This window comes from Pseudomonas sp. AM8 (genome assembly GCF_036346475.1).
GTDB lineage: Bacteria > Pseudomonadota > Gammaproteobacteria > Pseudomonadales > Pseudomonadaceae > Aquipseudomonas > Aquipseudomonas marginalis.
In genome coordinates this window covers 50,850-76,886 of sequence record NZ_JAOTNX010000005.1, presented here as the reverse complement: position 1 = coordinate 76,886, position 26,037 = coordinate 50,850, and the positions used below count along the sequence as shown (strand labels likewise).

At 61.8% G+C, this 26,037-nt stretch carries 24 protein-coding genes and 2 pseudogenes; 13 read left to right on the top strand and 13 right to left on the bottom strand.

Annotated elements, in window-relative coordinates:
- Positions 1-173 precede the first annotated feature (173 nt).
- On the top strand, positions 174-824 hold the full coding sequence (locus V3W40_RS14060) for a YceH family protein (RefSeq protein ID WP_065926946.1): 651 nt from the start codon (positions 174-176) through the stop codon (positions 822-824).
- 58 nt (positions 825-882) lie between these two features.
- Here the strand turns inward: V3W40_RS14060 and V3W40_RS14055 are convergent, their stop codons facing one another.
- Entirely contained in the window at positions 883-1,701 is an 819-nt protein-coding gene (locus tag V3W40_RS14055; RefSeq protein ID WP_074845302.1) for a shikimate 5-dehydrogenase, read from the bottom strand.
- Positions 1,702-1,857: 156 nt separating this feature from the next.
- Here V3W40_RS14055 and V3W40_RS14050 point away from each other — a divergent pair, with 156 nt between their 5' ends.
- The 3 genes from V3W40_RS14050 to V3W40_RS14040 all read left to right on the top strand — a co-directional run bounded on the left by V3W40_RS14050 (position 1,858) and on the right by V3W40_RS14040 (position 2,913).
- Positions 1,858-2,211 (top strand): hypothetical protein, encoded by a 354-nt coding sequence (locus V3W40_RS14050; protein ID WP_027603153.1) that lies wholly within the window; start codon positions 1,858-1,860, stop codon positions 2,209-2,211.
- Between the two features lie 233 nt (positions 2,212-2,444).
- On the top strand, positions 2,445-2,639 hold the full coding sequence (locus tag V3W40_RS14045; RefSeq protein ID WP_027603152.1) for a hypothetical protein: 195 nt from the start codon (positions 2,445-2,447) through the stop codon (positions 2,637-2,639).
- A gap of 91 nt (positions 2,640-2,730) precedes the next feature.
- Positions 2,731-2,913 (top strand): hypothetical protein, encoded by a 183-nt coding sequence (locus V3W40_RS14040; protein ID WP_141605945.1) that lies wholly within the window; start codon positions 2,731-2,733, stop codon positions 2,911-2,913.
- 3 nt (positions 2,914-2,916) lie between these two features.
- Here V3W40_RS14040 and V3W40_RS14035 read toward each other — a convergent pair whose 3' ends face one another.
- Positions 2,917-3,984, bottom strand: a complete 1,068-nt coding sequence (locus tag V3W40_RS14035; protein ID WP_027603150.1) for an AI-2E family transporter — start codon at positions 3,982-3,984, stop codon at positions 2,917-2,919.
- A 161-nt stretch (positions 3,985-4,145) separates the two neighbouring features.
- On the opposite strand from V3W40_RS14035, the gene trhP reads away from it, so the two are divergent.
- Positions 4,146-5,465, top strand: coding sequence for a prephenate-dependent tRNA uridine(34) hydroxylase TrhP (trhP, locus tag V3W40_RS14030; RefSeq protein WP_065926943.1), 1,320 nt, complete (start codon positions 4,146-4,148; stop codon positions 5,463-5,465).
- On the opposite strand, the gene V3W40_RS34705 is transcribed toward trhP, so the two are convergent.
- The 3 genes and pseudogenes from V3W40_RS34705 to V3W40_RS14020 all read right to left on the bottom strand — a co-directional run bounded on the left by V3W40_RS34705 (position 5,462) and on the right by V3W40_RS14020 (position 8,522).
- A complete protein-coding gene (locus tag V3W40_RS34705; protein WP_442962841.1) occupies positions 5,462-6,217 on the bottom strand; it encodes a methyl-accepting chemotaxis protein in 756 nt (251 codons plus the stop codon). The genes trhP and V3W40_RS34705 overlap by 4 nt on opposite strands.
- A gap of 102 nt (positions 6,218-6,319) precedes the next feature.
- Positions 6,320-7,141: pseudogene (locus V3W40_RS34700) on the bottom strand (cache domain-containing protein); the annotation flags it as partial.
- A gap of 61 nt (positions 7,142-7,202) precedes the next feature.
- Entirely contained in the window at positions 7,203-8,522 is a 1,320-nt protein-coding gene (locus V3W40_RS14020) for a Na+/H+ antiporter family protein (protein ID WP_161985740.1), read from the bottom strand.
- A 238-nt stretch (positions 8,523-8,760) separates the two neighbouring features.
- Between V3W40_RS14020 and V3W40_RS34695 the strand changes: the two are divergent.
- A pseudogene (locus tag V3W40_RS34695) lies at positions 8,761-10,050 on the top strand (HAMP domain-containing protein); the annotation flags it as partial.
- A 102-nt stretch (positions 10,051-10,152) separates the two neighbouring features.
- Positions 10,153-10,908 carry a methyl-accepting chemotaxis protein gene (locus tag V3W40_RS34690; protein WP_370671270.1) on the top strand — a complete coding sequence of 252 codons (756 nt, stop codon included), beginning with the start codon at positions 10,153-10,155 and terminating at the stop codon, positions 10,906-10,908.
- 191 nt (positions 10,909-11,099) lie between these two features.
- Here the strand turns inward: V3W40_RS34690 and V3W40_RS14010 are convergent, their stop codons facing one another.
- From V3W40_RS14010 to V3W40_RS13995, 4 genes are read right to left on the bottom strand one after another with little or no spacing between them, the layout of a single operon-like run.
- Entirely contained in the window at positions 11,100-12,419 is a 1,320-nt protein-coding gene (locus V3W40_RS14010) for a sensor histidine kinase (protein WP_137212944.1), read from the bottom strand.
- A complete protein-coding gene (locus V3W40_RS14005; protein WP_065926938.1) occupies positions 12,416-13,084 on the bottom strand; it encodes a response regulator transcription factor in 669 nt (222 codons plus the stop codon). Before V3W40_RS14005 ends, V3W40_RS14010 begins: the two co-directional genes overlap by 4 nt.
- Positions 13,084-13,395, bottom strand: a complete 312-nt coding sequence (locus V3W40_RS14000; protein WP_027603140.1) for a PepSY domain-containing protein — start codon at positions 13,393-13,395, stop codon at positions 13,084-13,086. The genes V3W40_RS14005 and V3W40_RS14000 overlap by 1 nt, the downstream gene beginning before the upstream one ends.
- Positions 13,395-13,697 (bottom strand): PepSY domain-containing protein, encoded by a 303-nt coding sequence (locus V3W40_RS13995; protein ID WP_065926937.1) that lies wholly within the window; start codon positions 13,695-13,697, stop codon positions 13,395-13,397. Before V3W40_RS13995 ends, V3W40_RS14000 begins: the two co-directional genes overlap by 1 nt.
- Before the next feature lie 194 nt (positions 13,698-13,891).
- Here V3W40_RS13995 and V3W40_RS13990 point away from each other — a divergent pair, with 194 nt between their 5' ends.
- The 6 genes from V3W40_RS13990 (at position 13,892) to codA (ending at position 20,042) form a co-directional block, all read left to right on the top strand.
- Entirely contained in the window at positions 13,892-14,971 is a 1,080-nt protein-coding gene (locus V3W40_RS13990; RefSeq protein WP_330215180.1) for a patatin-like phospholipase family protein, read from the top strand.
- A 76-nt stretch (positions 14,972-15,047) separates the two neighbouring features.
- A complete protein-coding gene (gene queD / locus V3W40_RS13985) occupies positions 15,048-15,404 on the top strand; it encodes a 6-carboxytetrahydropterin synthase QueD (protein ID WP_003237990.1) in 357 nt (118 codons plus the stop codon).
- Between the two features lie 96 nt (positions 15,405-15,500).
- Entirely contained in the window at positions 15,501-16,124 is a 624-nt protein-coding gene (locus tag V3W40_RS13980) for an NUDIX hydrolase (protein ID WP_330215179.1), read from the top strand.
- A gap of 190 nt (positions 16,125-16,314) precedes the next feature.
- Positions 16,315-17,577: a cytosine permease gene (codB, locus tag V3W40_RS13975; RefSeq protein ID WP_330215178.1), complete on the top strand. Its 1,263-nt coding sequence runs from the start codon at positions 16,315-16,317 to the stop codon at positions 17,575-17,577.
- Positions 17,574-18,779, top strand: a complete 1,206-nt coding sequence (locus tag V3W40_RS13970; RefSeq protein ID WP_065926933.1) for a PucR family transcriptional regulator — start codon at positions 17,574-17,576, stop codon at positions 18,777-18,779. The genes codB and V3W40_RS13970 overlap by 4 nt, the downstream gene beginning before the upstream one ends.
- 27 nt (positions 18,780-18,806) lie before the next feature.
- Entirely contained in the window at positions 18,807-20,042 is a 1,236-nt protein-coding gene (gene codA, locus V3W40_RS13965; protein WP_330215177.1) for a cytosine deaminase, read from the top strand.
- A gap of 9 nt (positions 20,043-20,051) precedes the next feature.
- On the opposite strand, the gene V3W40_RS13960 is transcribed toward codA, so the two are convergent.
- From V3W40_RS13960 to V3W40_RS13945, 4 genes are read right to left on the bottom strand one after another with little or no spacing between them, the layout of a single operon-like run.
- Positions 20,052-22,202: a lipase family protein gene (locus V3W40_RS13960; RefSeq protein WP_330215176.1), complete on the bottom strand. Its 2,151-nt coding sequence runs from the start codon at positions 22,200-22,202 to the stop codon at positions 20,052-20,054.
- 12 nt (positions 22,203-22,214) lie between these two features.
- A complete protein-coding gene (locus tag V3W40_RS13955; protein WP_330215175.1) occupies positions 22,215-22,997 on the bottom strand; it encodes a hypothetical protein in 783 nt (260 codons plus the stop codon).
- A complete protein-coding gene (locus tag V3W40_RS13950) occupies positions 22,990-23,826 on the bottom strand; it encodes a DUF4123 domain-containing protein (RefSeq protein ID WP_330215174.1) in 837 nt (278 codons plus the stop codon). The genes V3W40_RS13955 and V3W40_RS13950 overlap by 8 nt, the downstream gene beginning before the upstream one ends.
- Positions 23,826-25,844, bottom strand: a complete 2,019-nt coding sequence (locus tag V3W40_RS13945; RefSeq protein ID WP_330215173.1) for a type VI secretion system Vgr family protein — start codon at positions 25,842-25,844, stop codon at positions 23,826-23,828. The genes V3W40_RS13950 and V3W40_RS13945 overlap by 1 nt, the downstream gene beginning before the upstream one ends.
- Between the last annotated feature and the right edge of the window lie 193 nt (positions 25,845-26,037).

Here is a 26,037-nt window from a genome sequence, read left to right as displayed (position 1 = left end):
CAGCGGCGATTATAGACACGCCAGGCGCTTGTCTTTTATTTTTTCCGGCTTAGGCTAGACGGGGGCGTTCTCAATTAGTTTCCCCGCCGCGCTGGGCCTGGCCCGCTTTAAGGCGACAACGCGGCGGGGAAACTAATTGAGAACGCCCCCATTCACTGCATAGGGAAAGCGCGATGACCGCCGAGCACGACACCGACACCCCTGAGCCGCGCCTGAACAGCACGGAAATTCGCGTCCTGGGTTGCCTGATCGAAAAACAGGCGACCAACCCGGAAACCTATCCCCTGACCCTCAACGCCCTGGTCCTGGCCTGCAACCAGAAGACCAGCCGCGAGCCGGTGATGAACCTGAGCCAGGGCCAGGTTGGCCAGAGTCTGCGTGCGTTGGAAGGCCAAGGCTTCACGCGCCTGGTGATGGGCAGCCGTGCCGACCGCTGGGAGCATCGCGTGGACAAGGCGCTGGAACTGGTGCCGGCCCAGGTGATCCTGACCGGGCTGCTGTTCTTGCGTGGGCCGCAGACGGTCAACGAACTGCTGACCCGCAGCGGGCGCATGCATGACTTCGAGGATGCCGAGCAGGTGGTGCACCAGTTGGAGCGCCTGATTGCCCGCGGGCTGGCGCTGCTGGTGCCGCGCCAGGCGGGGCAGCGGGAAGATCGCTATACCCATGCGCTGGGGGATCCGGCGGACATCGAGGTGATTATCGCGGCGCGGGGAAGCCCGGTGGAGCGCTCTGCCGGCGCAGTCTCGCTGGATCGTATCGAAGAGCTTGAAGCACGAATTGCAGCTCTGGAGGAGCGGCTGGCGCAGCTGGAACAGGCCTGACACGGTCAAACATGTGGGAGGGGCTTGCCCCCTCCCACATTTAGAGCTGCAGTGGCCTTCAGTTGCGGGCGAAGGCTACTGCTGCCTGGAACTGTTCATCCGTAGGCCGCACGCCGGTATAAAGCACAAACTGCTCCAACGCCTGGATCGCAATCACCTCCAGCCCAGTGATTACCCGCTTGCCTTTGGCCCGTCCACGCACGATCAGTGGCGTTTCGGCGGGGATCGCCACCACATCGAAGACAGTGTCCGCTGCATCCACGGCATCCGCCTCGAACGCCAGGGCATCCGCCTCGGCCCCGCCGGTCATGCCGATGGGCGTCACGTTGATCAGCATCTGCGGGCGCAAATCGCCCAGTTCCGCCTGCCACTCATACCCCAGGTTATGCGCCAACGCCCGGCCCGCCGCTTCGTTACGCGCCACGATCACACCATTGGCGTAACCGCCATCCCGCAAGGCGCTCGCCACGGCCTTGGCCATACCGCCACTGCCACGCAGGGCGAAGGTCGAATCCTGCGGCACGGCGTGTTTCTTGAGCAATTGTTCGACGGCGATGTAGTCGGTGTTGTAGGCCTTGAGATGGCCATTGGTATTGACGATGGTATTCAGGGAGTCGATGGCTTGAACCGAATCGTCCAGTTCGTCCACTAAGGCAATGGCGGCCTCCTTGAAGGGCATGGACACCCCGCAACCCCGGATGCCCAACGCGCGGATACCACCTATCGCGCCGGGCAAATCCTGGCTGCTGAAGGCTTTATAGTAGAAATTCAGCCCCAGCTGTTCGTACAGGTGGTTATGAAAACGCAAGCCAAAATTCCCAGGGCGGGCCGACAGCGACATGCACAGTTGGGTGTCCTTGTTGGGGTGCATCTGCATGGATAACTCCTTTGAGTAAGCAAATCGGTACAGACCTTACACAACCTTTACCTAGCGGCCGTGCTGTTTTTCAGAAATACGTTGTCTTAAAAGTATCCCCGCGACATTACTTGAGTCTATTGATTGCAGACCACAAGCGCAGGGGCTAACCGAGGAATGACCATGATTCGTACAATCCCCAAGATCGCCTTGCTGGTAGGTGCACTCGCTATGGCAGGCCAAGCCTCCGCCCATGGTGGTGGATGGGGTGGCCCAGCCGTCTTGGGTGCCCTGGTCGGCGCCGCCGTAGTGGGCTCCGTGGTGGCCAGCCAGCCCCGTGAGGTCTATGTGCAGCAGCCGGTCTACGTGCAACCACAGCCGGTGTATGCCGCGCCCCCGCCCGTCTACTACGCACCACCGCCACCGGTGTACGTGCAGCAGGAGGTCTATTACCGCCCGGCGCCGGTCTACTACGGCCCACCGCGTGGCTACTATGGCCCGCCCCACGGCTATTACCGCCGCGGCTGGTAAGTCTCAACCGTCAGCTATGCAACAGGCCTCGCCCACCCGCGGGGCCTTTTCTTGTGGGTAACGTCCGGATTTATCCTGCCAAGGTCGCTCTGAGGACAATGGCCGGGCTGCAATCCCACATGATTAAGGTCGAAAGTCTACTTGCCCGAACGGGGCTCACGCTGTCATGTTTGTGTCACGACACACTCCCACTATCAATCCTGTCCACTCCATAACAACAAGGACGACTGACCATGCCCACACAAAATCCGCACCGCACCGCTGGCCTGTGTACGTCCAGCAAGGTCTACAGCGCCCTCACGGAGCTCAAGCACCTGGAAGGCCACCGCAGCGCCAAGTTCCTCGCGCTGCTGGCGGAAAACCTGGTGCACAAAGGCCTGCTTAATGAGCAGGAAGTGGTGAGCATGCTCGATCAAGTGGTCGACTGAGGCCTTTTGTTGATGTCGACTATCGAGCCAGATGATTTTTCCTGAGCGCCTGTGCCCCGTAAGGTGACCTCCATAGCGATTGGAGGTCCTTATGCCCACTGTTCAAATCATGTCCGTCATCGGCAGCGCCGTCCCTGCCCCGCTTCGAGAGCTGGGTTTATTGGCTTGCTGGTACGTGGTGCGCGACGGCGAAGCCATCAGCGGCCCGCTGACGTCCCTGTCTGCCGCCGAAAAACAACTGCAGCAAGCCTCGAAGTTCCGCCTGCACGCCTGAGACTCAAGGCAACGGCAACTTGACCCGCGGCTTGCTTTCGACAAACAACGCCCAACTGGACATGAACAACGCCGCCACCAGCGGCCCGATCACAAATCCGTTGAGGCCGAATACCGACAGGCCGCCCAGGGTCGAGATCAGGATCAGGTAGTCCGGCATCTTGGTGTCCTTGCCCACCAGGATCGGGCGCAATACGTTGTCCACCAGGCCGATCACAAACACGCCGAACAGGCCCAGCACCACACCCTGCCAGATCGAACCGCTCAACAGGAAGTAGGCGGCCACCGGCCCCCACACAATGCCCGCGCCCACGGCCGGCAGCAGTGACAGAAACGCCATCAACACCGCCCACAGCAACGCACTGGGAATGTCCAGGAACCAGAAGATCAAACCACCCAGCGCCCCCTGGGTCACGGCCACCAGCACGTTGCCCTTGACCGTGGCGCGCACCACCCGATTGAACTTGAGCTGCAACCGACGCTTCTGCGGCTCGGCCAGCGGCACCGCCGTGCGGACCTTGCGCACCAGTTCCGGGCCGTCCCGCAGCAGGAAAAACAGCAGGTACAGCATGATGAAAAAACTCACCAGGAAATCAAACGTGCCCTGACCGAAGCTGAACGCCTGGGTCGCAAAGAACTGGCTGCCCTGCATCGCGCTCTTGACGATCTTCTCGCGCAGCCCTTCCAGGTTGCCCATGCCGAAGCGGTCCAGCAGGTGCTGGAAGTACGGAGGCAGGAAGTTCTTGAACTGCTCGATATAGCCGGCCACGTCCAGCTTGCCGCTCTCGACGTTTTTGTACAGCGTGGCGCCCTCTTGCACCAGCAATGCGCTGGTAATGATCACCGGCAGGATCGCGATCACCAGGCACACCATCAAGGTGGCCAGGGACGTCAGGTTGCGGTTCCAGCCGAAGCGCTGCTGCAGGCGACGCTGCATCGGCGCAAAGATGATGCCGAGGATCACCGCCCAGAACACTGCACCGTAGAACGGCAGCAATATCCAGATAAAGGCGACGGTCACCAGGGCCAGCAGTAGCAGCAGGGTCTTGAATTGCAGGTTGGTTTGATTCATGTCCGATCCATGTCAGAAAAGCAGGCCGCGCGTGTGCGTCCAGCTGCTTAGTCCACCGCAAATCCCGGGAGTGCCATCTTTGTTGCGGTAAGCGTAGACCCAGATCAATAAAGCCCGGCACATGTTGGGCTACGCTCGCGGCCTTTTGCGATCCGATCCCCATGCCTCTCGTCCTTGCCCCCGAACTGCTCGCCCCCGCCGGCACCCTGAAAAACATGCGCTACGCCTTCGCCTACGGCGCCGATGCAGTCTACGCCGGCCAGCCGCGCTACAGCCTGCGGGTGCGCAACAACGAGTTCGACCACGCCAACCTGGCGCTCGGCATCCAGGAAGCCCACGCGCTGGGCAAGCGGTTCTATGTGGTGGTGAACATCGCGCCGCACAATGCCAAGCTCAAGACGTTCCTCAAGGACCTCGCCCCGGTGATCGCCATGGGCCCGGATGCGCTGATCATGTCCGACCCAGGGCTGATCATGCTGGTGCGCCGGCACTTCCCGATGATGCCGATCCATCTCTCAGTGCAGGCCAATACGGTGAACTGGGCCAGCGTGGAGTTCTGGCAGCAGCAAGGAATTTGCCGGGTGATCCTGTCGCGGGAGCTGTCCCTGGAAGAAATCGGCGAGATTCGCCAGCAGGTGCCGGCCATGGAGCTGGAAGTGTTTGTGCACGGTGCCTTGTGCATGGCCTATTCCGGGCGCTGCCTGCTCTCGGGCTACATGAACAAGCGTGACGCCAACCAGGGCACCTGCACCAATGCCTGCCGCTGGAAATACCAGGCCACCCCGGCGGTGGAAAACGCCACGGGCGATATTGTCCAGGTGTATCAACCGGAACCCACACTGGGGATCGGCGCGCCCACCGACCAGGTGTTCCTGCTGCAGGAAGCCAACCGCCCCGACGAACAGATGCCCGCCTTCGAGGATGAACACGGCACCTACATCATGAACGCCAAGGACCTGCGCGCCGTGCAGCATGTGGAGCGCCTGACCCACATGGGCGTGCATTCGCTGAAGATCGAAGGCCGCACCAAATCGCATTTCTACTGCGCCCGCACGACCCAGGTGTACCGCCAGGCAATCGATGATGCCGTGGCCGGCCGTGCGTTTGACCGCAACTTGATGACCGACCTGGAATCCCTGGCCCAACGCGGCTACACCGAAGGTTTCCTGCGCCGCCACGTGCACGACGAATACCAGAATTACCAGAACGGCAGCTCAGTGTCCGAGCGCCAGCAGTTTGTTGGCGAATTGACCGGCGAGCGCCGCGGCGAGTTGGCCGAGGTCAAGGTGAAGAACCGCTTTGCCGTCGGCAATCATCTGGAATTGATGACCCCCGCCGGCAACTTTCACTTTGACCTGTCCAGTCTGCACAACGCCAAGGGTGAAGCCATCGAAGTGGCGCCGGGGGATGGGCACACGGTGTATGTGCCCCTGCCAGCGCAGGTGGATCTGCGCTTTGGGTTGTTGATGCGCGATCTCTAGATCCTGAACTGCCCCACCAACTGCCCCAACCGCTGGCCCAGGTCCGCCAGACTGCGCGAGGTCTGGGCGCCCAACTGGGTTTCATCGGCCACGCTGTCCACCGCCACGGCAATCTGATGCACGCTGCGGTTGATCTCTTCGGCGACGGCGGTCTGTTCTTCGGCAGCGCTGGCAATCTGCGCGTTCATCGAGTTGATGGTGCCGATCAACTGGGCCATGGTGTCCAGGGACGCCCCGGCTTCGTTGGCCTTGGCCGAGGTGCCGTCGCCGGCATCGCTGGAGCGGCGCATGGCATCCACGGCCGCTTCGGTGCCTTTTTGCAGGCGGTCGATCATGCCCTGGATTTCCTGGGTGCTGGTTTGCGTGCGGCTGGCCAGGGCGCGCACCTCGTCGGCGACCACGGCAAAACCGCGCCCGGCCTCCCCTGCCCGCGCGGCCTCGATCGCCGCGTTGAGGGCCAGCAGGTTGGTTTGTTCGGCAATCGAGCGGATCACGCCGAGCACGCTGACAATCGACGACACGTCCTGCTGCATGCTGTCGAGGGACACACCGCTGCTGCGGATGTCATTCACCAGCGCATGGATCTGCGCGATGCTGCCGTCCACCACGCGCTTGGCGGCCTGGCCTTCGGCGTCGGTCTGTTGCGCGGCCACGGAGGCGCCCTGGGCACTGCGCGCCACTTCTTGCGCTGCGGAGGACATCTGATTGATGGCGGTGGCCACCTGGTCGGTCTCGTGACGCTGGCGTTCCATGGCCTGCTCAGAACGCTGGGCCTGGTCGGACACCTGGCTGACCAGGCCGGTGAGTTGGGTGGTCATCTCGGTGATCTGGCGCACCAGGCCATGGATCTTGTCGACAAAGCGGTTGAACGCACCAGCCAGGTCGCCCAGCTCGTCCTGGCTGGTGATGGCCAGGCGGCGGGTCAAATCGCCTTCGCCGGCAGCAATGTCGTCGAGGTTGGCTTTCATCAAATGCAGCGGGCGCAAAATGGTGTTGGCCAGCAGCATGCCGGCAGCGGCGATCACCAGCAACACCACCACGGCCACGCCGAGGATGCTCAGCAGCACGCCTTCCATGCGCGTTTTCACTTTGGCTTCGACCACCGCCACCTGGGCTTCGATGCCATCCAGGTTCGCCGAGGTACCGATGACCATGTCCCACTTGGGCAGGTATTCGGTGTAGCCCATCTTGGGCACCAGTTCGGTCTGGCCGGGCTGGGTCGAGCTGTATTGCAGGTAGTGGGTGCCGTCCTTGCCGACCTTGACCAGGTCGCGGTTGACGTAGACACCGTTGGGATCACGGTTGTCCTTGAAGCTCTTGCCCACGCCGTCGGGGCTGTTGCCCTTGAACAGGCGGATGGTCTCGGAGTCGTAGCCGAAGAAGTAACCGTCCTTGCCGTAGCTGGTGTTGGACAGCAGCTTGACCACCTCGGCCCGCGCCGCCGTATCGCCGGGGGCGGCCGCGTCATAGAGCGGCTTGATGGTGGTCATGGCCACTTCCACATAACTTTGCAGGGTGGCCTTGGCGTTGTTGAGCAGGCGCTGGCGGGTTTCATCCACCTCATTGCGCGCCTGGCCCTGGAGGATCCACACGGTGGTCAGGCTGATGACCACGGCGAACAGCAACACCGGCACAACGGCGAGGGACAGGACTTTGGCCTTCAGGCTCAGACGCATGGCTTTTCTCTCTTATTGGGCGACTTGAGAGGTTATCGGCCAGCGCCGGTGAATCTGTAGATCAGAGCGTCATCGCCGCCAACCAGCCAAACGCCAGCAATGGGAGGTTGTAGTGCAGGAACGTCGGCACCACGGTGTCCCAGATATGGTGATGCTGGCCGTCGATATTCAGGCCGGAGGTCGGGCCCAGGGTGGAGTCCGAGGCGGGCGAACCGGCATCACCCAGCGCCCCGGCGGTGCCGACGATGCACACGATGGCCAGCGGGCTGAAGCCCAGTTGCACACACAGCGGCACGAAAATCGCCGCCAGGATCGGCACCGTGGAAAACGACGAGCCGATGCCCATGGTCACCAGCAGCCCCACCAGCAACATCAACAACGCCCCCACCCCACGGCTATGGCCGATGAACGCCGCCGAGGTTTCCACCAGCGAGCGTACGTCGCCGGTAGCCTTGAGCACTTCGGCAAAGCCTGACGAGGCGATCATGATGAAGCCGATCATCGCCATCATCTTCATGCCTTCGGTAAACAGGTCGTCGGTGTCGCGCCAGCGCACGATGCCCGAGACCGAGAAGATCAGGAACCCGGCCAAGGCGCCGATAATCATGGAGTCCAGCCACAACTGGATGATGAACGCCGAGGCAATCGCCAGGCCCGCCACCGCCAGGGTCAGCGGGTTGTACTGCACCGCCACTTGCTCGACCCGCTCGATTTTCTCCAGGTCATACACGCGCTTCTTGCGGTAGCTGATAAACACCGCCACCAGCAGCCCGACCACCATGCCCAGCGCCGGCAGGCTCATGGCGTGGGTGACGTTGACCTGGCTGATGTCCACGCCGCTCTTGGCCACGTTGGCCAGCAGGATCTGGTTGAGGAAGATATTGCCGAAGCCCACCGGCAGGAACATGTACGGCGTGATCAGGCCGAAGGTCATCACGCAGGCGATCAGGCGGCGGTCCAACTGCAATTTGGTCAGCACATACAACAGGGGCGGCACCAGCAACGGGATAAACGCGATATGGATCGGCAGGATGTTCTGCGACGCAATCGCGACCACCCACAGCAGGCCGATCAGCAGCCATTTGACGTGGTTGCCGCCGCTGGCTTGCTGACGGTCGACCAGCAGCAAGGCCCTGTCCGCCAGGGCGTGGGCCAGGCCGGACTTGGCAATCGCCACGGCGAAAGCGCCGAGCAAGGCGTAGGACAAGGCCACGGTCGCCCCCCCTCCCAAGCCACCGTTGAACGCCTTGAGCGTGGCCTCGATGCCCAGGCCACCGGTCAGGCCGCCCACCAGGGCGCCGACAATAATGGCGATGACCACATGCACGCGGGACAGGCTGAGCACCAGCATGGTGCCGACCGCGGCGATGACTGCGTTAATCATGGTTACCTCAAGCAGAAACATACAAAACAGGCATGCCCGCGCCCGGGCGGCCATCGGATGGCAGCCGGCGTGCAGGCTTGAAGGAGGTCTTATTAGAGGGCGCGCACTGTGCAGCAGGTCGCGCCCCATGTCAAAAAGCGACGCCGCTTTCAGGTTTAAATTGATCGTTTGAATAAAGAAAATTCCAGATCGGCCGATAACCGTGCTCTATGTGTTTTCAGGTAAGGATGTACCGATGTCCCTCAGACAGCTCTCCATTCAATGGAAAATCACCCTGCTCGCCGGCCTGTGCCTGCTGGGGATCGTGACCCTGCTGGTGGGTTTGTCGTTGTACCGCATGGCGCAGAGTTCCGAGCAGGTCAAGGCTTCCAGCATGCAGATGCTCGATGAAGCGGCCCAGGCTCGCATCGAGGCCCAAGGTGAGGTGCAGGCCGCGGGCATCCGCCGGCAATTCATGGACGCCTATCAATATGGGCACGGGTTTTCCCGCCAGGTCCTGTTCCTGCGTGAGCAAGCCGAAAAACGCTTCCTCGACGCCTTCGACACCCGCGAAGACCTGACACGCCAGGTCAAGGCCGCCCTGCAGGCCAACCCGGAACTGCTGGGGCTGTCCCTGGTATTCGAAGCCAATGCGCTGGATGGCAAGGATGAGTTGTTTGCCGACCAGGCCGAACTGGGCAGCAACGACAAGGGCCGCTTCGCCCTGTACTGGTCGCAGCCGACGCCGGGCACGCTGACATCGATGGCACTGCCGGAAAGCGACATGTCCGACACCCGCGTCGGTCCCAGCGGCGAACCGGCCAACGCCTGGTTCACCTGCCCGCGCAGCACCCTCAAGCCGTGTGTGATCGAACCGTACTTTTATGTGATCGACGGGCAAAACGTGCTGATGACCAGCATCGTGTTTCCGTTGACGGTCAATGGCAAGGTGATCGCTTCGCTGTCGGTGGACATCAACCTCAACAGCCTGCAGGCCGTGAGCCAGCAGGCCAGCCAGAAGCTGTATGACGGCCAGACCCAGGTCAGTATCCTCAGCCCCACCGGTTTGCTTGCCGGCTACAGCGCGGACGCCAGCCAGTTGAGCAAACGCCTGGATCAGGTCGATACGCAAAGCGGCGCGCAATTGATCAGCGCCCTGGCCGGCGGGACACAGACCCGCAGTCTGCGCACCGACCATCAACTCAAGGTGCTGGCGCCGTTCGCGCCGATTCCCGACGGCAAGCCATGGGGGGTGTTGCTGGATGTACCGGAAAAAGTCCTGGTGGGGCCGGCTGAAGCACTGAAGACCCAGATGGACGCCGATAATACCCGCGGCACCCTGCTGGAACTGGGCATGGGCCTGCTGGCTGCCGTGATCGGCCTGATCCTGGTCTGGCTGATGGCCCGCAGCGTGACCCGACCGATCCTCGGCGTGGCCCATATGCTTGAAGACATCGCCAGCGGCGAAGGCGACCTGACCCACCGCCTGGCGTATGACAAACAGGACGAACTGGGCCAGCTCGCCGGCTGGTTCAACCGTTTCCTCGACAAGCTGCAACCCATCATTGCCGAAGTCAAACGCTCGGTGCAGGACGCCCGTGGCACCGCCGACCAGTCCGCCGCGATTGCGACGCAAACCAGCGCTGGCATGGAGCAGCAGTACCGCCAGGTCGACCAGGTGGCCACCGCCTCCCACGAAATGAGCGCCACCGCCCAGGACGTGGCCCGCAGCGCCGCCCAGGCGGCCCAGGCCGCGCGGGATGCCGACCAGGCTACCCGCGACGGCCTGACAGTGATCGACCGCACCACCACCAACATCGGCCAACTGGCGGCCGATATGAGCACCGCCATGGCCCAGGTCGAAGGCCTGTCTGCCAACAGTGAGAAGATCGGCTCCGTGCTCGAAGTGATTCGCGGCATCGCCGAGCAAACCAACCTGCTGGCGCTCAACGCGGCAATCGAAGCCGCCCGCGCCGGTGAGGCCGGCCGGGGGTTTGCCGTGGTCGCCGACGAGGTACGCAACCTGGCACGGCGGACCCAGGAGTCGGTGGAGGAAACCCGCCTGGTGATCGAGCAATTGCAGAGCGGTACCGAAGAGGTCGTCGGCTCCATGGGCAACAGCTATCGCCAGGCCCAGGGCAGTGTCGAACAGGTCGGCGAGGCCGTTACCGCCCTGCGCCAGATCGGCGATGCGGTCACGGTGATCAGCGACATGAACCTGCAAATCGCCAGCGCTGCCGAAGAACAAAGCGCGGTGGCCGAAGAGATCAACCACAATGTGGCGACCATTCGCGATGTGACCGAGTCGTTGTCGGAACAGGCCAATGAGTCGGCGCGGGTGAGCCAGGCGTTGAACAGCCTGGCCAATCAGCAGCAGGGGTTGATGGACCAGTTCCGCGTCTGAGTGATCGCTCCCACGCGTGGATGCCGTCTTATCCAACACCACACAAATCCGTAGCAGCTGCCGAGCCTTGGCGAGGCTGCGTCGGCCGCGGCTCGAGCTTGAATCGGCAGCGCGCCTGACGCAGCCTCGCTTGCGCTCGGCAGCTGCGGATTTGCGCGGTGTTGGATAAGACGGTATCTACGGGGGTGTTTTCAGATCTGGCGGCGTGGCAATTCGATCAGTGCCTTGAGCCCGCCCAGCTCGCTCTCCTGCAACTGCAACACCCCGCCCCACACCTCGACAATGTCGCGCACGATCCCCAGCCCCAGGCCATGGCCGTCGATCTGTTCGTCCAGGCGTGCACCGCGGCTGAAGACCTGGTCACGCTGGGCCTCGGGAATCCCGGGACCGTCATCTTCCACCGCCAGCAGGTAAGCATGCGGCGTCTCGCTGACGCTCACGCGCACCTCCGCATCCGCCCATTTGCAGGCGTTGTCCAGCAGGTTGCCGAGCAGCTCCAGCAGGTCTTCGCGGTCCCAGGGCAGTTGCAGACCCGGCGCGACGTGGTAACTGAGGTCCAGGTGTTCGCCATGGATCATGTTCAACGTGGCGAGCAGGCCGGGCAGTTCTTGTTCACAGTCGAACAAGGCACCCGGCAGGGTTTCGCCGGCCAGCCGGGCGCGATTGAGTTCACGGTTGAGGCGTTGTTGCACCTGCTCCAATTGTTCGCGCAGCAGTTTGCTCAGTTCGGGGTGATCCTTGAGCGCCTCGCTCGAGGCGGCGCTCAACAGCACCGCCAGCGGGGTTTTCAGCGCATGCCCAAGGTTGCCGAGGGCATTGCGCGAACGTTTGAGACTGTCTTCGGTGTGGGCCAGCAGGTGGTTGATCTGGGCGACCAGTGGTTCCAGTTCCAGCGGCACCTGGGTGTCGAGTTGCGAGCGTTGGCCTTGTTGCAGTTGGGCGATCTGGTTACGCGCGTTTTCCAGCGGGCGCAAGGCGCGACGTACGGTGACTCGCTGCAAAAACAACACCAGCAGCAGTGCCGCCAGCCCCAGCACCAGGCCGATCCGACGCATCAGGCGAAAACTTTCCCGCACCGGGGTGTAGTCCTGGGCCACGCTGATGGAAATCGATTGGCCAAAGCGCTTGTAGTCCGAACGCAGCACCAGCAATTGCTGGCCTTCGGGCCCCAATTGCAGGTTGCCCTTGAGCCCGGCCTCGGGCAGTCGGGGCAATTCCTGGTCCCACAGCGAACGGGAGCGCCAGTGAGTGTCGGCAAAATCGATACGGAAATAATGCCCGGAAAACGGCCGCTGGTAGGCCGGCGACAGGCGCTGCTCATCCAGTTGCACACCGTTGGGCCCGCGTACCAGGGCGACCAGCAGGTTCTCGGCATCGTTGCGCAACCCCGCTTCCAGGTAGCGTTGCAAACCGGCCTCGAACAACCACAGGCTGGTTTGCGCCAGTACCACGCCGACGATCACCATCACGCTGATCAGGCCCAGGCTCAGGCGGCGCTGAATCGACTTCATGCAGGGCTGGCGCCAAAGCGGTAACCCTGGCCGCGCCGGGTTTCGATCACGCTGCGGCCGAGTTTGCGGCGCAGGTGGTTGACGTGCACTTCCAGCACGTTGGAGTCGCGCTCGGTCTCGCCGTCGTACAGGTGCTCGGCCAGGTGGCTTTTCGAGAGGATCTGTTCGGGGTGCAGCATGAAGTAGCGCAACAGGCGAAATTCTGCGGCGGTCAGTTGGATCTCGTCGCCATCGCGCAGCACGCACTGGCGGCCTTCGTCCAGGTGCAGGCCGGCAGCTTGCAAGGTGGGTTGGTTGGCCTGCCCGTGGGAGCGGCGCAACAGCGCCTGGATGCGCAGGTGCAGCTCTTCGGGGTGAAACGGTTTGCTCAGGTAATCGTCGGCACCGGCCTTGAGCCCTTCGATGCGCTCGGCCCAGGAATCGCGGGCGGTGAGGATCAACACCGGGGTGGTCAGCGCGGCGGCGCGCCATTGCGCCAGCACCTCAAGGCCGGGCAAACCGGGCAGGCCGAGGTCGAGGATGATCAGGTCGTAGGGTTCGCTGCGGCCCTGATACGCGGCGTCACGGCCGTCGGCCAGCCAGTCGACGGCATAACCCTGGCGCTGCAGGCCGGCCAGCAGTTCATCGGCCAGGGGTACGTTGTCTTCCACCAGGAGCAGGCGCATCAGTCTTCCTCATCTTTGATCAGTACACCGTTGGTGGCGTCGAGTTTGATCTCGCGCACCACGCCGTCGGTGGTCACCAGTTCCACTTCGTAGGCATATTGGCCGTGCTTTTTCTCAAGCTCGGCTTCCAGCAGGCGCGAGCCGGGATACCGCGCCATGGCCTGCTGCAACAGTTGCTCCAGAGGCAGGATCACCCCCTGCTGGCGCAGCGCCAAGGCTTCGTCCTGGTTGAGGTCGCGGGCCTGCAAGCCTGAGCAGAACACCACCAGCACCAACGCCACTCGACTGCCGGCGCGTAAATTTACCTTCATTACGTATCCTGATGATTCTTGAGAACCTGCCCGGTAAGCGCGTCCAATTCGACCTCCCATTCAATGCCGTCGGCATCTTGCAGTTCGACTTCATAGACATACTTGCCGTAAGCCTCGTCCAGGTCGGTGTCCAACAGCGTTGAACCGGGGTGCAGGGCCTGAGCTGTGGCTTCGAGCTGGTCGAAAGCGACAATTGTAACAGTGGCGGGCACGATCAGTGGTTTGTCGGGGTCCACGGCTCCGGCCTGAGTCGCCGTGGAGGCGATGATAGCGGCGGCGACCAGAGCAGTGAGGCGTTTCATGATGAGTCTCCGTTACACGATGTTTTTCCTACGCCGGCCACGGTAGCGGCTGCAACTTAACTGAAACTGAATTGCCACCATGGCAATTTCCAGCAGGCGCGACGGGCTACGATGTTTATTCAGGACTCACGCGGTATCGTTAACGTTTTTCGCGAGCACGCTTGCGCCTACACCTCGCTTCAACAGAGACCGGTATGACAGCCATCCATATCAAGTTCCCCGCCCTGACCCTCAAGGCCGGCAAACGCGCCTTTGCGCACATTCGCGAACAGGGTCTCAAGCCTGCGGATGTCGGCATCCTTCCCGGTGCGGCCGGCGGCCCCAAGGCGCTGGGGATCCAGGGCCTGGACCTGGCGCTGTTCGGCGACTGGCTGCCGCGCGCACCGCGGGAGCGGGCGTTGATCGGCGCATCGATCGGTTCCTGGCGGTTTGCCAGCGCCTGCCTGCCCGACCCTGTGCAAGGCCTGCTGGACCTCGGCCGCCTGTACAACGAACAACGCTTTGCCAAAGGCGTGACCATGGCCGAAGTCAGCCGCAGCTGCCAGCGCATGCTCGACGACCTGCTGGCCGGCCGCGATGCACGGGTGCTGGACAACCCCGACTACCGGCTGAACATCATGGTGGTCAAGAGCCACGGCCTGCTCGCCGATGACCACCGTGGGCGCCTGGGTTTGGGCCTGTCATCGGTGATTGCCGACAACCTGCGCGGCCGTGCGCGGCTGGCGCGGCATTTCGAGCGGCTGATCATCCACGACCCGCGCCAGGCACCGCCGGTGCACCCGCTGAAGGATTTTCCATCGCGCTTTCTTGAGCTGGACATGGGTAACCTGCGCCAGGCGCTGCTGGCGTCCGGGTCGATCCCCATGGTGATGCAAGGCGTGCGCGACCTGCCCGGAGCCGGCACCGGCACTTACCGCGACGGCGGCCTGCTGGACTACCACCTCGACCTGCCCTACCACGGCGACGACATCGTGCTGTACCCGCACTTCACCGACCGGGTCATCCCCGGCTGGTTTGACAAGGGCCTGCCATGGCGGCACAGCAACCCGCACGGCTTGCAGGATGTGTTGCTGCTGGCGCCGTCCAGGGACTACCTGGCCCGCCTGCCCCACGGCAAACTGCCGGACCGCAGCGACTTCAAGCGCTTCATGGGCGACGACCCGAGCCGCAACAAGTACTGGCAAACCGCGATGAGCGAGAGCCGGCGGCTGGGGGATGAGTTTCTGCAGCTGGCCGATAACGGTGGCCTGGGCGAGCGCTTGCAGGCGCTTTGACCCAGCGGTATGCGCGGCATGGGATCAAGCTGTTAAACTCGCCGCCTGCCAGATACCTGACCGAGCTGAAAATACTGTGGAAATCTTCAAAGAGTTTACCTTCGAGTCCGCCCACCGCCTGCCCCACGTACCGGAAGGCCACAAGTGCGGGCGCCTGCATGGGCATTCGTTCAAGGTGGCGATCCACCTGAGCGGCGACCTGGATCCCCATACCGGCTGGATTCGTGACTTCTCGGAGATCAAGGCGATTTTCAAGCCGCTCTACGAACGCCTCGACCACAACTACCTCAATGACATCCCAGGCCTGGAAAACCCCACCAGCGAAGTGCTGGCCAAGTGGATCTGGACTGAACTCAAGCCGCTGCTGCCGGAGCTCAGTGCGATCCGCATCCACGAGACCTGCACCAGTGGCTGCATCTATCGCGGCGAGTAAACCTGCGCTGTTAAAAAACCACCCTTGCGGTGGTTTTTTTGTGCCTCCCGTAGCACCCTTCCACCCTTGCCCTTCTTCGCGACCGAGGAGATGTCCATGGAAACTACCTGGCTGGCCCAGGCCAAACGCTTGCAAGCATTGGCCTCCACGGGGCTGCACTTTTGCACCGATGATTTCGAGCGCGAACGCCTGGAAGAAATCGCCGAGATTGCCCACAGCATGCTGGCACAGCTGGGCAACGTGCCGCTGGAGCGCATCACCGGGCTGGTGTCGGATTTCGCCCAGCGCTATTCGACGCCGATGATCGACGTACGTGGCGCGGTGATCGAGGGTGAGCGGATTCTGCTGGTGCGCGAGGCCACCGACGGTTGCTGGGCGCTGCCCGGTGGTTATGCCGATATCGGGTTGTCGGCGGCGGAAAACATCATCAAGGAAATTCGCGAGGAAGCCGGGCTGAGCGTTACTGCGCGGGCACTGTATAGCGTCACCCACAAGGCCAAGGGGCTGTACCGGCCGGATGTGCGGGATTTCTACAAGTTGTATTTCCTGTGTGAACGGGTGGATCAACTGGCGCCGGTGGCCGGGTCCGAGACCACCGAGGTGGGCTTTTTCAGCCTGGACGAGCTGCCGCCGCTGTCCCGGGGGCGCACCATCGAAAGTGATCTGGAGGCGGCGTTCGCCTTTCATCGCGGCGAGACCACGCAGACGCTGTTCGACTGATCCAATTTGTATCACTGCTGCACCGCTTTCGTGCCCGACTGGGCACAACGAACACTCCCGCCTGCGTTCCCCGCCTGTTTGGCTATAAATACTGTGCACGGTGCACAGCGACAACCGTGCGCCTGTCACTGCCGGTGATTTGGCACGCCCGGTGCAACAGGCCTGCGTCACTCATTCAGGGAGCACGCACATGACGCAGCAAGAACCGGGCAACGATTACCCCTTAAGCGAAGTCCCCATGCATGCGCGCAAAGGCCTGGCGTCGACCGCCATGGTGCTGCTGGGCTTTACCTTTTTTACCGCGACCATGTTTGCCGGCGGCAAGCTCGGGGTGGCGTTCAGTTTCACCGAGATTCTCGGCGTGGTGGCCTTGGGTAACCTGCTGTTGGGTATCTACGCCGCAGGCCTGGGTTACATCGCGTTCAAGAGCGGGTTGAACTCGGTGTTGATGGGCCGCTTCTGCTTTGGCGAGGTGGGCAGCAAGCTCAGTGACTTGATCCTCGGGTTCACCCAGATCGGCTGGTACGCCTGGGGCACCGCCACGGCGGCCGTGGTGCTGGGCAAGTATTTCGAGCTGAGCCAGGGCAGCGTGCTGGCGTTGATGGTGCTGTTCGGCCTGGTGTTTTGCGCCACGGCCTACGTGGGCTATCGCGGGCTGGAGATTCTTTCCTACATCGCGGTGCCAGCCATGGGCCTGTTGCTGTTGCTGTCGATGTGGGTCGCCACGGTGAAAGTCGGCGGGCTGGATGGGCTGCTGGCGGTGGTGCCGACCGGCGAGCTGGATTTGTCCACGGCGATCACCCTGGTGTTCGGCACGTTCGTCAGCGGCGCCACCCAGGCCACCAACTGGACGCGGTTTTCCCGCTCGGCCAAGGTCGCGGTGCTGGCCAGCCTGATCGGGTTCTTTATCGGCAATGGTTTGATGGTGCTGATCGGCGCCTATGGCGCGATCGTCTACCAACAGCCCGACGTGGTCGAAGTGTTGCTGCTGCAAGGCTTTGCCATGGCGGCAATGGCCATGTTACTGCTCAATATCTGGAGCACCCAGGACAACACCATCTACAACTTCGCCGTGGCCGGCTGCAACCTGCTGCGCACCAAGCGGCGCAAAACCGTGACCTTGGCGGGTGCGGTGATCGGCACCTTGCTGGCGTTGCTGGGTATGTACGACATGCTGGTGCCGTACCTGATCCTGCTGGGCACGGTGATTCCGCCGATTGGCGGGGTGATCATGGCGGACTTCTTCTACCGCTGGCGCGGCCACTACCCGCGCCTGGCGGATGCGCGCCTGCCAGCCTTCAACTGGGCCGGGCTGGTGGCGTACGCAGTGGGTACCGTGCTGGCGTTCAACTCGCCGTGGGTCGCGCCGTTGGTGGGCATCGCTGCCGCGTCGCTGACCTACGTCGCGCTCACCGCCGTGCTGCGCGTGCCTTTGGCTGATGCCCGGGCATGAGCCTGACCATTGCGGATGTACTGGCGTTGCCGGGGCTGGAATCCATGCGCCTGCGCGCCGGCGCTGCCGCCCTGGATAACGTCGTGCGTTGGCCTTATGTGGCGGAAAACAGCGGGATCGCCGAGTGGGTGCTGGGCGGTGAATTGGTGTTCGTCACCGGCATCAACCACCCACGGGATGAGGCCAACCTCCTGCAACTGCTGGACGAAGCCTGCCAGCGCCAAGTGGCCGGGTTGGTGATCCTGACGGGAGCGGCGTATATCCAGGCAATTCCCCAGCGCTTGCTCGACGCCGCCGAAACCGCCGGCATGCCGCTGATCGAACAGCCCTACTCGCTGAAAATGGTGCTGGTGACCCAAGCGATTGGTTCGGCGCTGATCCAGTCCGAGCAACTGGGACGCTCGCGGCACGACGTGCTGGAGCGCTTGCTGAGCGGGGATTATCAATCCCTGGATTTGCTGCTGCATCGGGCCGTGCAATTGAATATGCCACTGGCCGGGCATTGGCAGGTCGCCCAACTGCAATTGGAAGGCAGTGAGTTGCTGTTTGCCCAGGGTGACGCGGCACAGGTGGAGGCACAGCTGGCGCGGCAACACGACGGTATCAGTCGGCGCTTGCGTCAATTATCGGCGGTACTGCCGGTACTGGGGCGCGCCGGACAATGGACCCTGCTGCTGCCGGCACCGGATGCCGTCACGGCCTTGGCCAACCGCCAGCAACTGGCCAACTGGCTGAACCCGCTCAACCTGCGCCTGGCGCCGCTGAAATTGTTTATCGGCCTGAGCGCCGCTGCACACCCACCCGCGCGCCTGGCCCAGGCGCAAGACGAAGCACGCCAGGCATTGGTGGCGGCACGACGCTTCAGCGAGCGTGCCGGGCTGTGCGTGTATGACGAACTCGGCGTGCTCAAGCTGCTCAGCGGTGTGCGTGATCGCGCCCTGCTCGACCAGTTCCTCAATGAACGCCTGGGCCCGCTGCTGCGTCACGACCTGCACCACGGGCCCAGCCTGATGCCGACCCTGGAAGCCTGGTTTCACGAGAATGGTAACCTTGTGGCTGCCGCCCAACGCCTGGCCTTGCACCGCAATACCCTGACACACCGTGTCCAGCGCATCGAGGCCCTGTGCGGTCTGACACTGGATAACGCTTATGACCGCCTGGACATCGGCATCGCCCTGATGATCTGGCGGCTGTCTGCCTGATTGCTTTCAACCAAGAGGAACTTGCCCATGCACATCATCAACGCCCGCCTGCGCAACCGTGAAGGCCTGCATGATCTGCACCTGGAACATGGCCGGATCGCCAGCATCACCCCACAAGCAACAGCGCCGGCAGTGGGGCCCAATGACCTGGACGCAGCCGGCAACCTGGTGATACCGCCCTTCGTCGAACCGCACATTCACCTCGATGCCACCCTCACCGCCGGCGAACCACGCTGGAACATGAGCGGCACCCTGTTCGAAGGCATCGAGTGCTGGGGTGAACGCAAGGCCACCATCACCGAGGAAGACACCAGGAACCGCGCCAAAAAGACCATCCAGTCCCTCGCCGCCCACGGCATCCAGCATGTACGCACCCATGTCGATGTCACCGACCCCGACCTCACGGCGCTCAAGGCCATGCTGCAAGTGCGCGAAGAAAGCTCGCACCTGATCGACCTGCAAATCGTCGCCTTTCCCCAGGAAGGCATCGAGTCATACCGCAACGGCCGCGAACTGATGGAAGAAGCCATTCGCCTGGGCGCCGATGTGATCGGCGGCATCCCCCACTTTGAATACACCCGCGATCAAGGCGTGAGTTCGGTGAAGTTCCTGATGGACCTGGCCGAACGCACCGGCTGCCTGGTGGATGTGCACTGCGACGAAACCGACGACCCGCATTCACGCTTCCTCGAAGTACTCGCCGAAGAAGCCCGCAGCCGCGACATGGGCGCCCGCGTCACCGCCAGCCACACCACGGCCATGGGTTCCTACGACAATGCCTACTGCGCCAAACTGTTCCGCCTGCTGGGGCACTCCGGGATCAGCTTCGTCTCTTGTCCCACCGAAAGCATCCACCTGCAGGGTCGCTTCGACAGCTTCCCGAAACGCCGTGGTGTCACCCGGGTCAACGAGCTGCTGGAGGCCGGCATGAACGTATGCTTTGGCCAGGACTCCATCGTCGATCCCTGGTACCCGCTGGGCAACGGCAACATCCTGCGCGTGCTGGAAGCCGGTTTGCACATCTGCCATATGCTCGGCTACCGCAACCTGCAAAGCGCCCTCGACCTGGTGACCGACAACAGCGCCAAGGCCATGGCCCTGGGTGACCGTTACGGCCTAGAAGCCGGGCGCCCGGCCAACCTGTTGATCCTCTCGGCCGACAGCGACTACGAGGTGATTCGCAGCCAAGGGCTGGCGCTGTACTCGATTCGCCACGGCAAGGTGTTGATGAAACGCCAGCCGGCGCAGGTGGAGTTTGTCTAAGCACCCAGGTCAGACGATTGAGTCGAGATCCAGCGGCTGTGCCCTCCCCAGCTCACTCTGCGCAGCGGGAGGGATGCTCGCGACCTGAGGCAACGCCTGGTTTTCACGATGGCGGAACCAGCGCTTGAGACTGGGTTGCAGGTTGGAGGAGTGGCTATGGCTGCCGTAGACATCACGCGCTTCAAGACGACGCCAGCGCAGGGTTTGCAGGCGTTCGCGACTGGTGTGCAGGCGGTCGATCTCAGCGTTCAGCGGCTCATGGTATTCATAGGCACGGTCGTTGGCCGGGCGCTGTCGAGTCAGTTCACGCCGCTTGTCGTGCAGTTGCTTGCGCATGGTCGCAAGGGCGTGGTCGAGCAGTTCAAACTCCCGTTGGGTCACCAGAGGACCGTTGCTATCCACGGCTTGTTGCCAGCGACGCAACGTCGCCCAGGCGGCGGGGATGTAGCTGGCGGTCATGAAATGCTGCTTGTATTGCACCAACTGTTTGATCAGGCCTTCGCGATCGGGCATGTCACCGCGCGTTTGCCATGCCCGGTTGCGGCCAGCTTCTTCAATGGACTCGCAGCCCGGCTTCCACAGCACGGACGAATGCGTACCGTCCGGGAGCACGATCGGCATGAAGTGCTGTTGATCGCCGTGGTGTTGGTAGGGGTTACCGCCAATACGTACCAGGCCGGCGGCGAACAACAGGCCCCCGGCCGTGGGGGCGCTGAATAGCGTGACGGCACCGGGGATCCAGAGTTTGGCGGTGGTGTTCATCCAAGGGGCCGGGACGCTGGGGACCGGGTCGTTGTGGTTGACGATGCGGTGGTGGACCAACGTGGAAGCGCCGGCAGTGAACTCGGCATCGGCGGCGCGGGGGGCGCCGTAGGTGTAGAGGAGGATGTTGTAGTTACGCTCAGGAATACGACGTAACGCTTCTGCCAGTAACAACGCAATTGCGCCGCCCAAGCTATGACCGCAAATGACTATTCGTTGGCCTATGTGAAATTGACTGAGGTAACGCAGTACGAAGTCACGCACAGCCCGGTAAGCCTGATGGAAACCTTCGTGTGCCTTGCCGACCCCGTCGGCGAATGCAACCTGATGGGCGTTTGCATCCCGTAGTGCGTCGGCCGTGCTGAACGTTCCGCGCACTGAAATCAGGATCACCTCATCGTGATGGGTGATGAACGCCTGGGTGTCAGTGCCGTCTTTTTCGTCATCAAAGAAGTGCAAGCTTGCGGGATGTTCCTGTTTCTCGCCCAACTCCGGGCGATTTTGCAGGTACAACTCAGGGTCGAAGGGCAGGATTTCGAAGCGCCTGGAATAAGGGACATCTTCATAAAGAGGGAAAAATCGCCGGGTTTGCTCGGGATCAACTCGCCAGGCTTCACGGTATCCAGACAGTTGCTTGCCAAACAGATTCCCAACGCTGGGGTCCAGCGGGAAATGGACTTTATCAACGGGTTTCTTTGAGGGTTCCTGCCCAAAATCGCAGTAACTCAACGCTGCAAACAAAGCCAACTGATACAGGTTCAAAGCACAGAACTCATCTTCAGTGGAGAGCATCGGGCGCAAGGCTCGCAGCGGTCGGACTTCGAGAACGGTATGCTGGCTGGGGAACAGCACGATACCCGATAAGGTTGGCTGGGGCGGGCCAAAGCCCAGGTCGGCCATCATTTTTAATGCGTGGCGCTGGGGGCGGTGGGGTGTTTTTTCCACGGGGGGAAGATGGGCGATATGGCGAACCAGATCGCTTACTTCAACTTGGTAAAACCGATCTGAGCTCTGTCGTCCTGGATTGCTTTCAGTTCGCCGACCATCGACGCTTGAAAAACGGGTTTGTTCAGCTCGGACTTGAAGATCGGTGATCGGTAATGGATAGCTGTCTCGCTGCTGCAATGTTGAATAGTAGCCCCTCCCCGCCTCATATGGAGCATCTAAAACCAGCACGACAGGACCGCGACACTGCCCCTCCAACCGTGCAAACCCTTCTCCATTCAAATGGCCTTTGTACCGCTGCCCTGCGCTGTCAACAACCTCATATCTAAGCCCTCCATAGGCTTTCCCATCACCTGATTCATCCACCAGACAAAAACTCAGCCAACCTCCACGCAATGCGCAAGCAGGCATACTTTCATCAAAAAAAGGGTGCTTCCATTCTTCCATCGTCATGCCTGGATATCCTTATTCAGTACAAGTTGGATAGATGTCGCATATACGCCCATCGGGCATTGTGATGGGCTTGAAGTCGGTAGTATTCCCGTTACAGAACGCATAAAGATCATCAAAATCCGTCCCTAGACAACGCTTCCACCCACCAGGAAAACGAATCCAGTTATCGCCCATGTAAGGTCGCTCTTCGGGATTGAGTCCTACTTTTATCAGTACCTTTTGTCCTCCCAGTTCATCTCGCAGCAAACCACCTCTCGTACCAGCGTTAGATAGCGCCCCACTGTCACTCAAATATCCACATTTAAGGACCTTTATGATTACGTGCTTCCGCCCTGCAGTCCGAAACAACCACTGACACTGCCAAGACAGCTCCTTAACTCCCGACTCCGGCATTCCTGGCCGATCCCCCTCCAGAAGATCCCGAATGGAAATCCCCCCTATATCCCCCCCAACGTCCGAATCCCGCTTGCCCCACTTCGCATAAAGATCAAAATCCACACTTCGCAGCACCAACGGACACCCCTGTACCGTCTCACTCAGAGGCAACTCATAACTCGCACGACTCGCCACCGGCTTGTACTCGGTAAAAAAGACCTTCCGCTCCGGCCTCTTGCCTCGGCGCCTTGGCAAGGTGCAGGTCTCACCTGTTGCAGGCCCATAGTTGGCGGCAGTTTTAAGTTTAAACTCCCCCGGTAAATCCACCTCCAACGTAAAGCGATCAACCGGTTTCATCGCGCACCCCGAAAGTCCCGCCATCGCCAGTGCAAGCAGCACGCCCCATACACGCTTACTCATCCTTGTTCTCCAACATGTGCCACTGCTGCTTAACTCGTTCAAAGTGATCCTGCGGTGTTTCTCCAAGCGTCGGTTGCCAACGAATCACACTGCTGCGGGTGGCCTCTTCCAGCCGTCGCACGACCAGAAACTCCAGCTGTTGCGGCTGGCTCCATCGCCAACTGCTAGCCTGTTCCAACACTTGGGTCAGCCAGACCCTGGGGTCTTGGAATTCAACCAATGCCGCCAGGTCTTCACTGCGTTCAGCCAGCAGGTAACGCAGGATATTGGCGTGCAGGATGGCGCTGGCATTCGGGTTGGGCGTGTTCAGCCAGGGGGCTGGCTCGGGCACCGGATAGTCACCGGGGGCAGGGTTGTCGCCACAGTGCCAACTGCCTTCATGCCAGTAGCACACACTGATCAGTGGGCCGAGGAATGCTGGCCAGTGTTCAAGGCCCAGATGGTTCAGTGCGCGCGCCAACGTACGATTGTCGTGAAGGCGGTACAGCGTCCGGTTATTCTCCGGTCCGACCAGCAGCCGGTCGCGCCAATGCCGGGACATGTCCGTCAGGTCCGCATTTTGCAAACTGCCCAGCCAGCCCCAATTCATCTCTGGTTCTTGCAGAAGATCGAGCAGCGCGGGCTCTCCTACCTGATCCAGCAACAGGATCACGGGGCCAGCCGTGGCCATTTCCGCCAGTGGGGTTTGTGCGTAGAGGTGGCAGTACGCCGGAAAACCGCGTGCCGCCAACATTGGCTGGCACGCTGCGTTATTCCCCTCAAGCATCAGGCACAGCCTGTGCCCCGCCTGTTGCTGTTGGCTCATCCATCGGCTTGGAAGGTTTTCCATCAGGCTGCCCTCCCGCCGACAGTGCAGAGGCCTTCGCGGCAGTCCTCGCATAGCGGGCAGAAGTCCGCATCCAGTTGCCTGGCCAAGTGCATGATGGCGCCCTGTGTGGCGGAGATTTTCGGGCTCTGCGCAACCAACAGGGCGTTCGCAGACCCGGTCGCGGACGGGGTTCCACCGAGGGTGATGGGCCGACTGCTGAAAATGCCGCCTGCCTGGATCACCAGGTGCTCTCCGCCGGCCTTGAAACTCAGTTGTACGCCCGCGTCGATCACCAGGCTGGCGCCGGCCTTGAGATGCACCTGTTGCCCGGCTTCAATCACCAGGGTTTGCCCGACATAGGTCCGGCTGTCGCCCTGCACGTCCAGATGATCGCTGGCCTTGAGCACAACCTTGCGGTCACCGGTGACGTGACGATGCTCCTCGCTTTCCAGGTGCGCCGTACTTAACCCTCGAATGATTTCACGCCGCTCACCGGCCACTTCCAGGCGACTGTCATGCCCCACCTGCTGCTCCAGGTCCCGCTGGGCACGAAGGTAGATGAGCTCCTTGCCACGGCGGTCTTCCAGGTGCAATTCGTTGCCGCCGCCTCCGCCCGGGGTGCTGCGACTGCGCAAGACGCTGCGGGTCTTGTGTTGCGGCAAGGAATAGGTCGGCATGTGCAACGCATTGGCCAGGCAACCGTTGATCAATGGTTGGTCCGGGTCGCCCTCCAGGAATGTCACCAGCACTTCCATACCCACCCGCGGGATCATCGTTGCGCCAAACCCGTCTCCGGCCCAACCCGATGCCACCCGCACCCAACAACTGCTTGTGTCATCGCTCTTGTCCAGTCGGTCCCAGTGAAACCGTACTTTTACCCGGCCGTATGCATCGCAATGCACCTCCTCGTCGGCAGGCCCGGTCACCGTGGCGGTCTGGGTGCCGTGGATGGTCGGCTTGGGGTGCTTGAGAGGGGGTCGATACGGCGCACTCCAGGGTGTCGCGGTGAAACGGTTGCGATACCCCTGGAATGCATCCACCTCACCTGTCCCATCCTCCAGCACCTGCGGTTGATAACCCTCGTGACGGACCGAAGTGATCAACCATAAATCATTGCAGGCCGGATCCGGATGGTCGTGCAGCTCAAGAAAATGCCCACTGCGCAGCACCGCTTGGTCGCTCCTGCCCAATGCCCGATATCCGCCGATCTGAAGGCGCTCCAACCCCCTGCGAGCCAGGCGAGCCCCCCGTGCATGGCCGGTAAACCCCGCCGGGTAGCGGTAGTCCTCAAGGGGTTGCGCTGAGGCAGAACCCGCGGTGTCTTGCAGACATAAGGACGGATGCTCGAAGTCATGATCACGACGCACCGTTTGCTGGCTGCGGGTCGCCAGGCGTACGTCGAAACGCTGGATAACCCGTGTCTCGGCCAGCGGCCCGCCGGCAGCTGAATAACGCTGCGCAGGCAGGCGGTGGAACACGGTCTGGTCGTCGCCAAACACCAGCACATGCTGGTGCTCGCTGTGACGGAAGTGGTAGTGAATGCCCTCCTCTTCACACAGCCGCTGGATGAAATGCAGGTCGGTTTCCGCGTATTGCACGCAGAACGTCCGCGGCGGGTAGACCACCGGCCCCAACTCAAAGGCATAGCGGTCGGCCAGGATGCCGTGGTGTTCGAGGACTGCCGCGATGATCTGCGGAACACTGCGCTGCTGGAAAATCCGCTGGTCGCGTCGATGGGCAAGGTAGGCGAGATGCGGCGCCAACGTCAGGTGATAACGGGTGAGCCGCCGCCCGGGATCATCGCGGCCAATCGCGTAAACCTGCCCGTGCAGGCCTTCATTGGCATCGCCAAAAACCAGGTAGGCAGGCTGGTGGAGCAGTGACTCCAGGTCCAGTGAAGGGTTTTCGCTGACCACCTGCACCTGGATGAAAAACGGCTGATCAAGCACCTCCTGACCGTTGAACGCCAGTACTTGAAAGTCAGTCTTTATGCCTGGAAGGATTAATTTGAAACGTGACGAAACAAACGCGTTAACCATCCGTTGTTACCCGCCAATATCGATAGTTATTACCGGACTGAGATACCTCCCCCGCCAAACATGAAATAAGTTGCCGAGGAAAAGCGCCTGAACGCCTTGAAGCTTAGCGTATCCAGGAAAAAATCGGCCCCCAAAAAATAAAAAAGAAGTTTCGTACGACTGAGATTGAAGTGTCTTTTACAAAATAATAAAT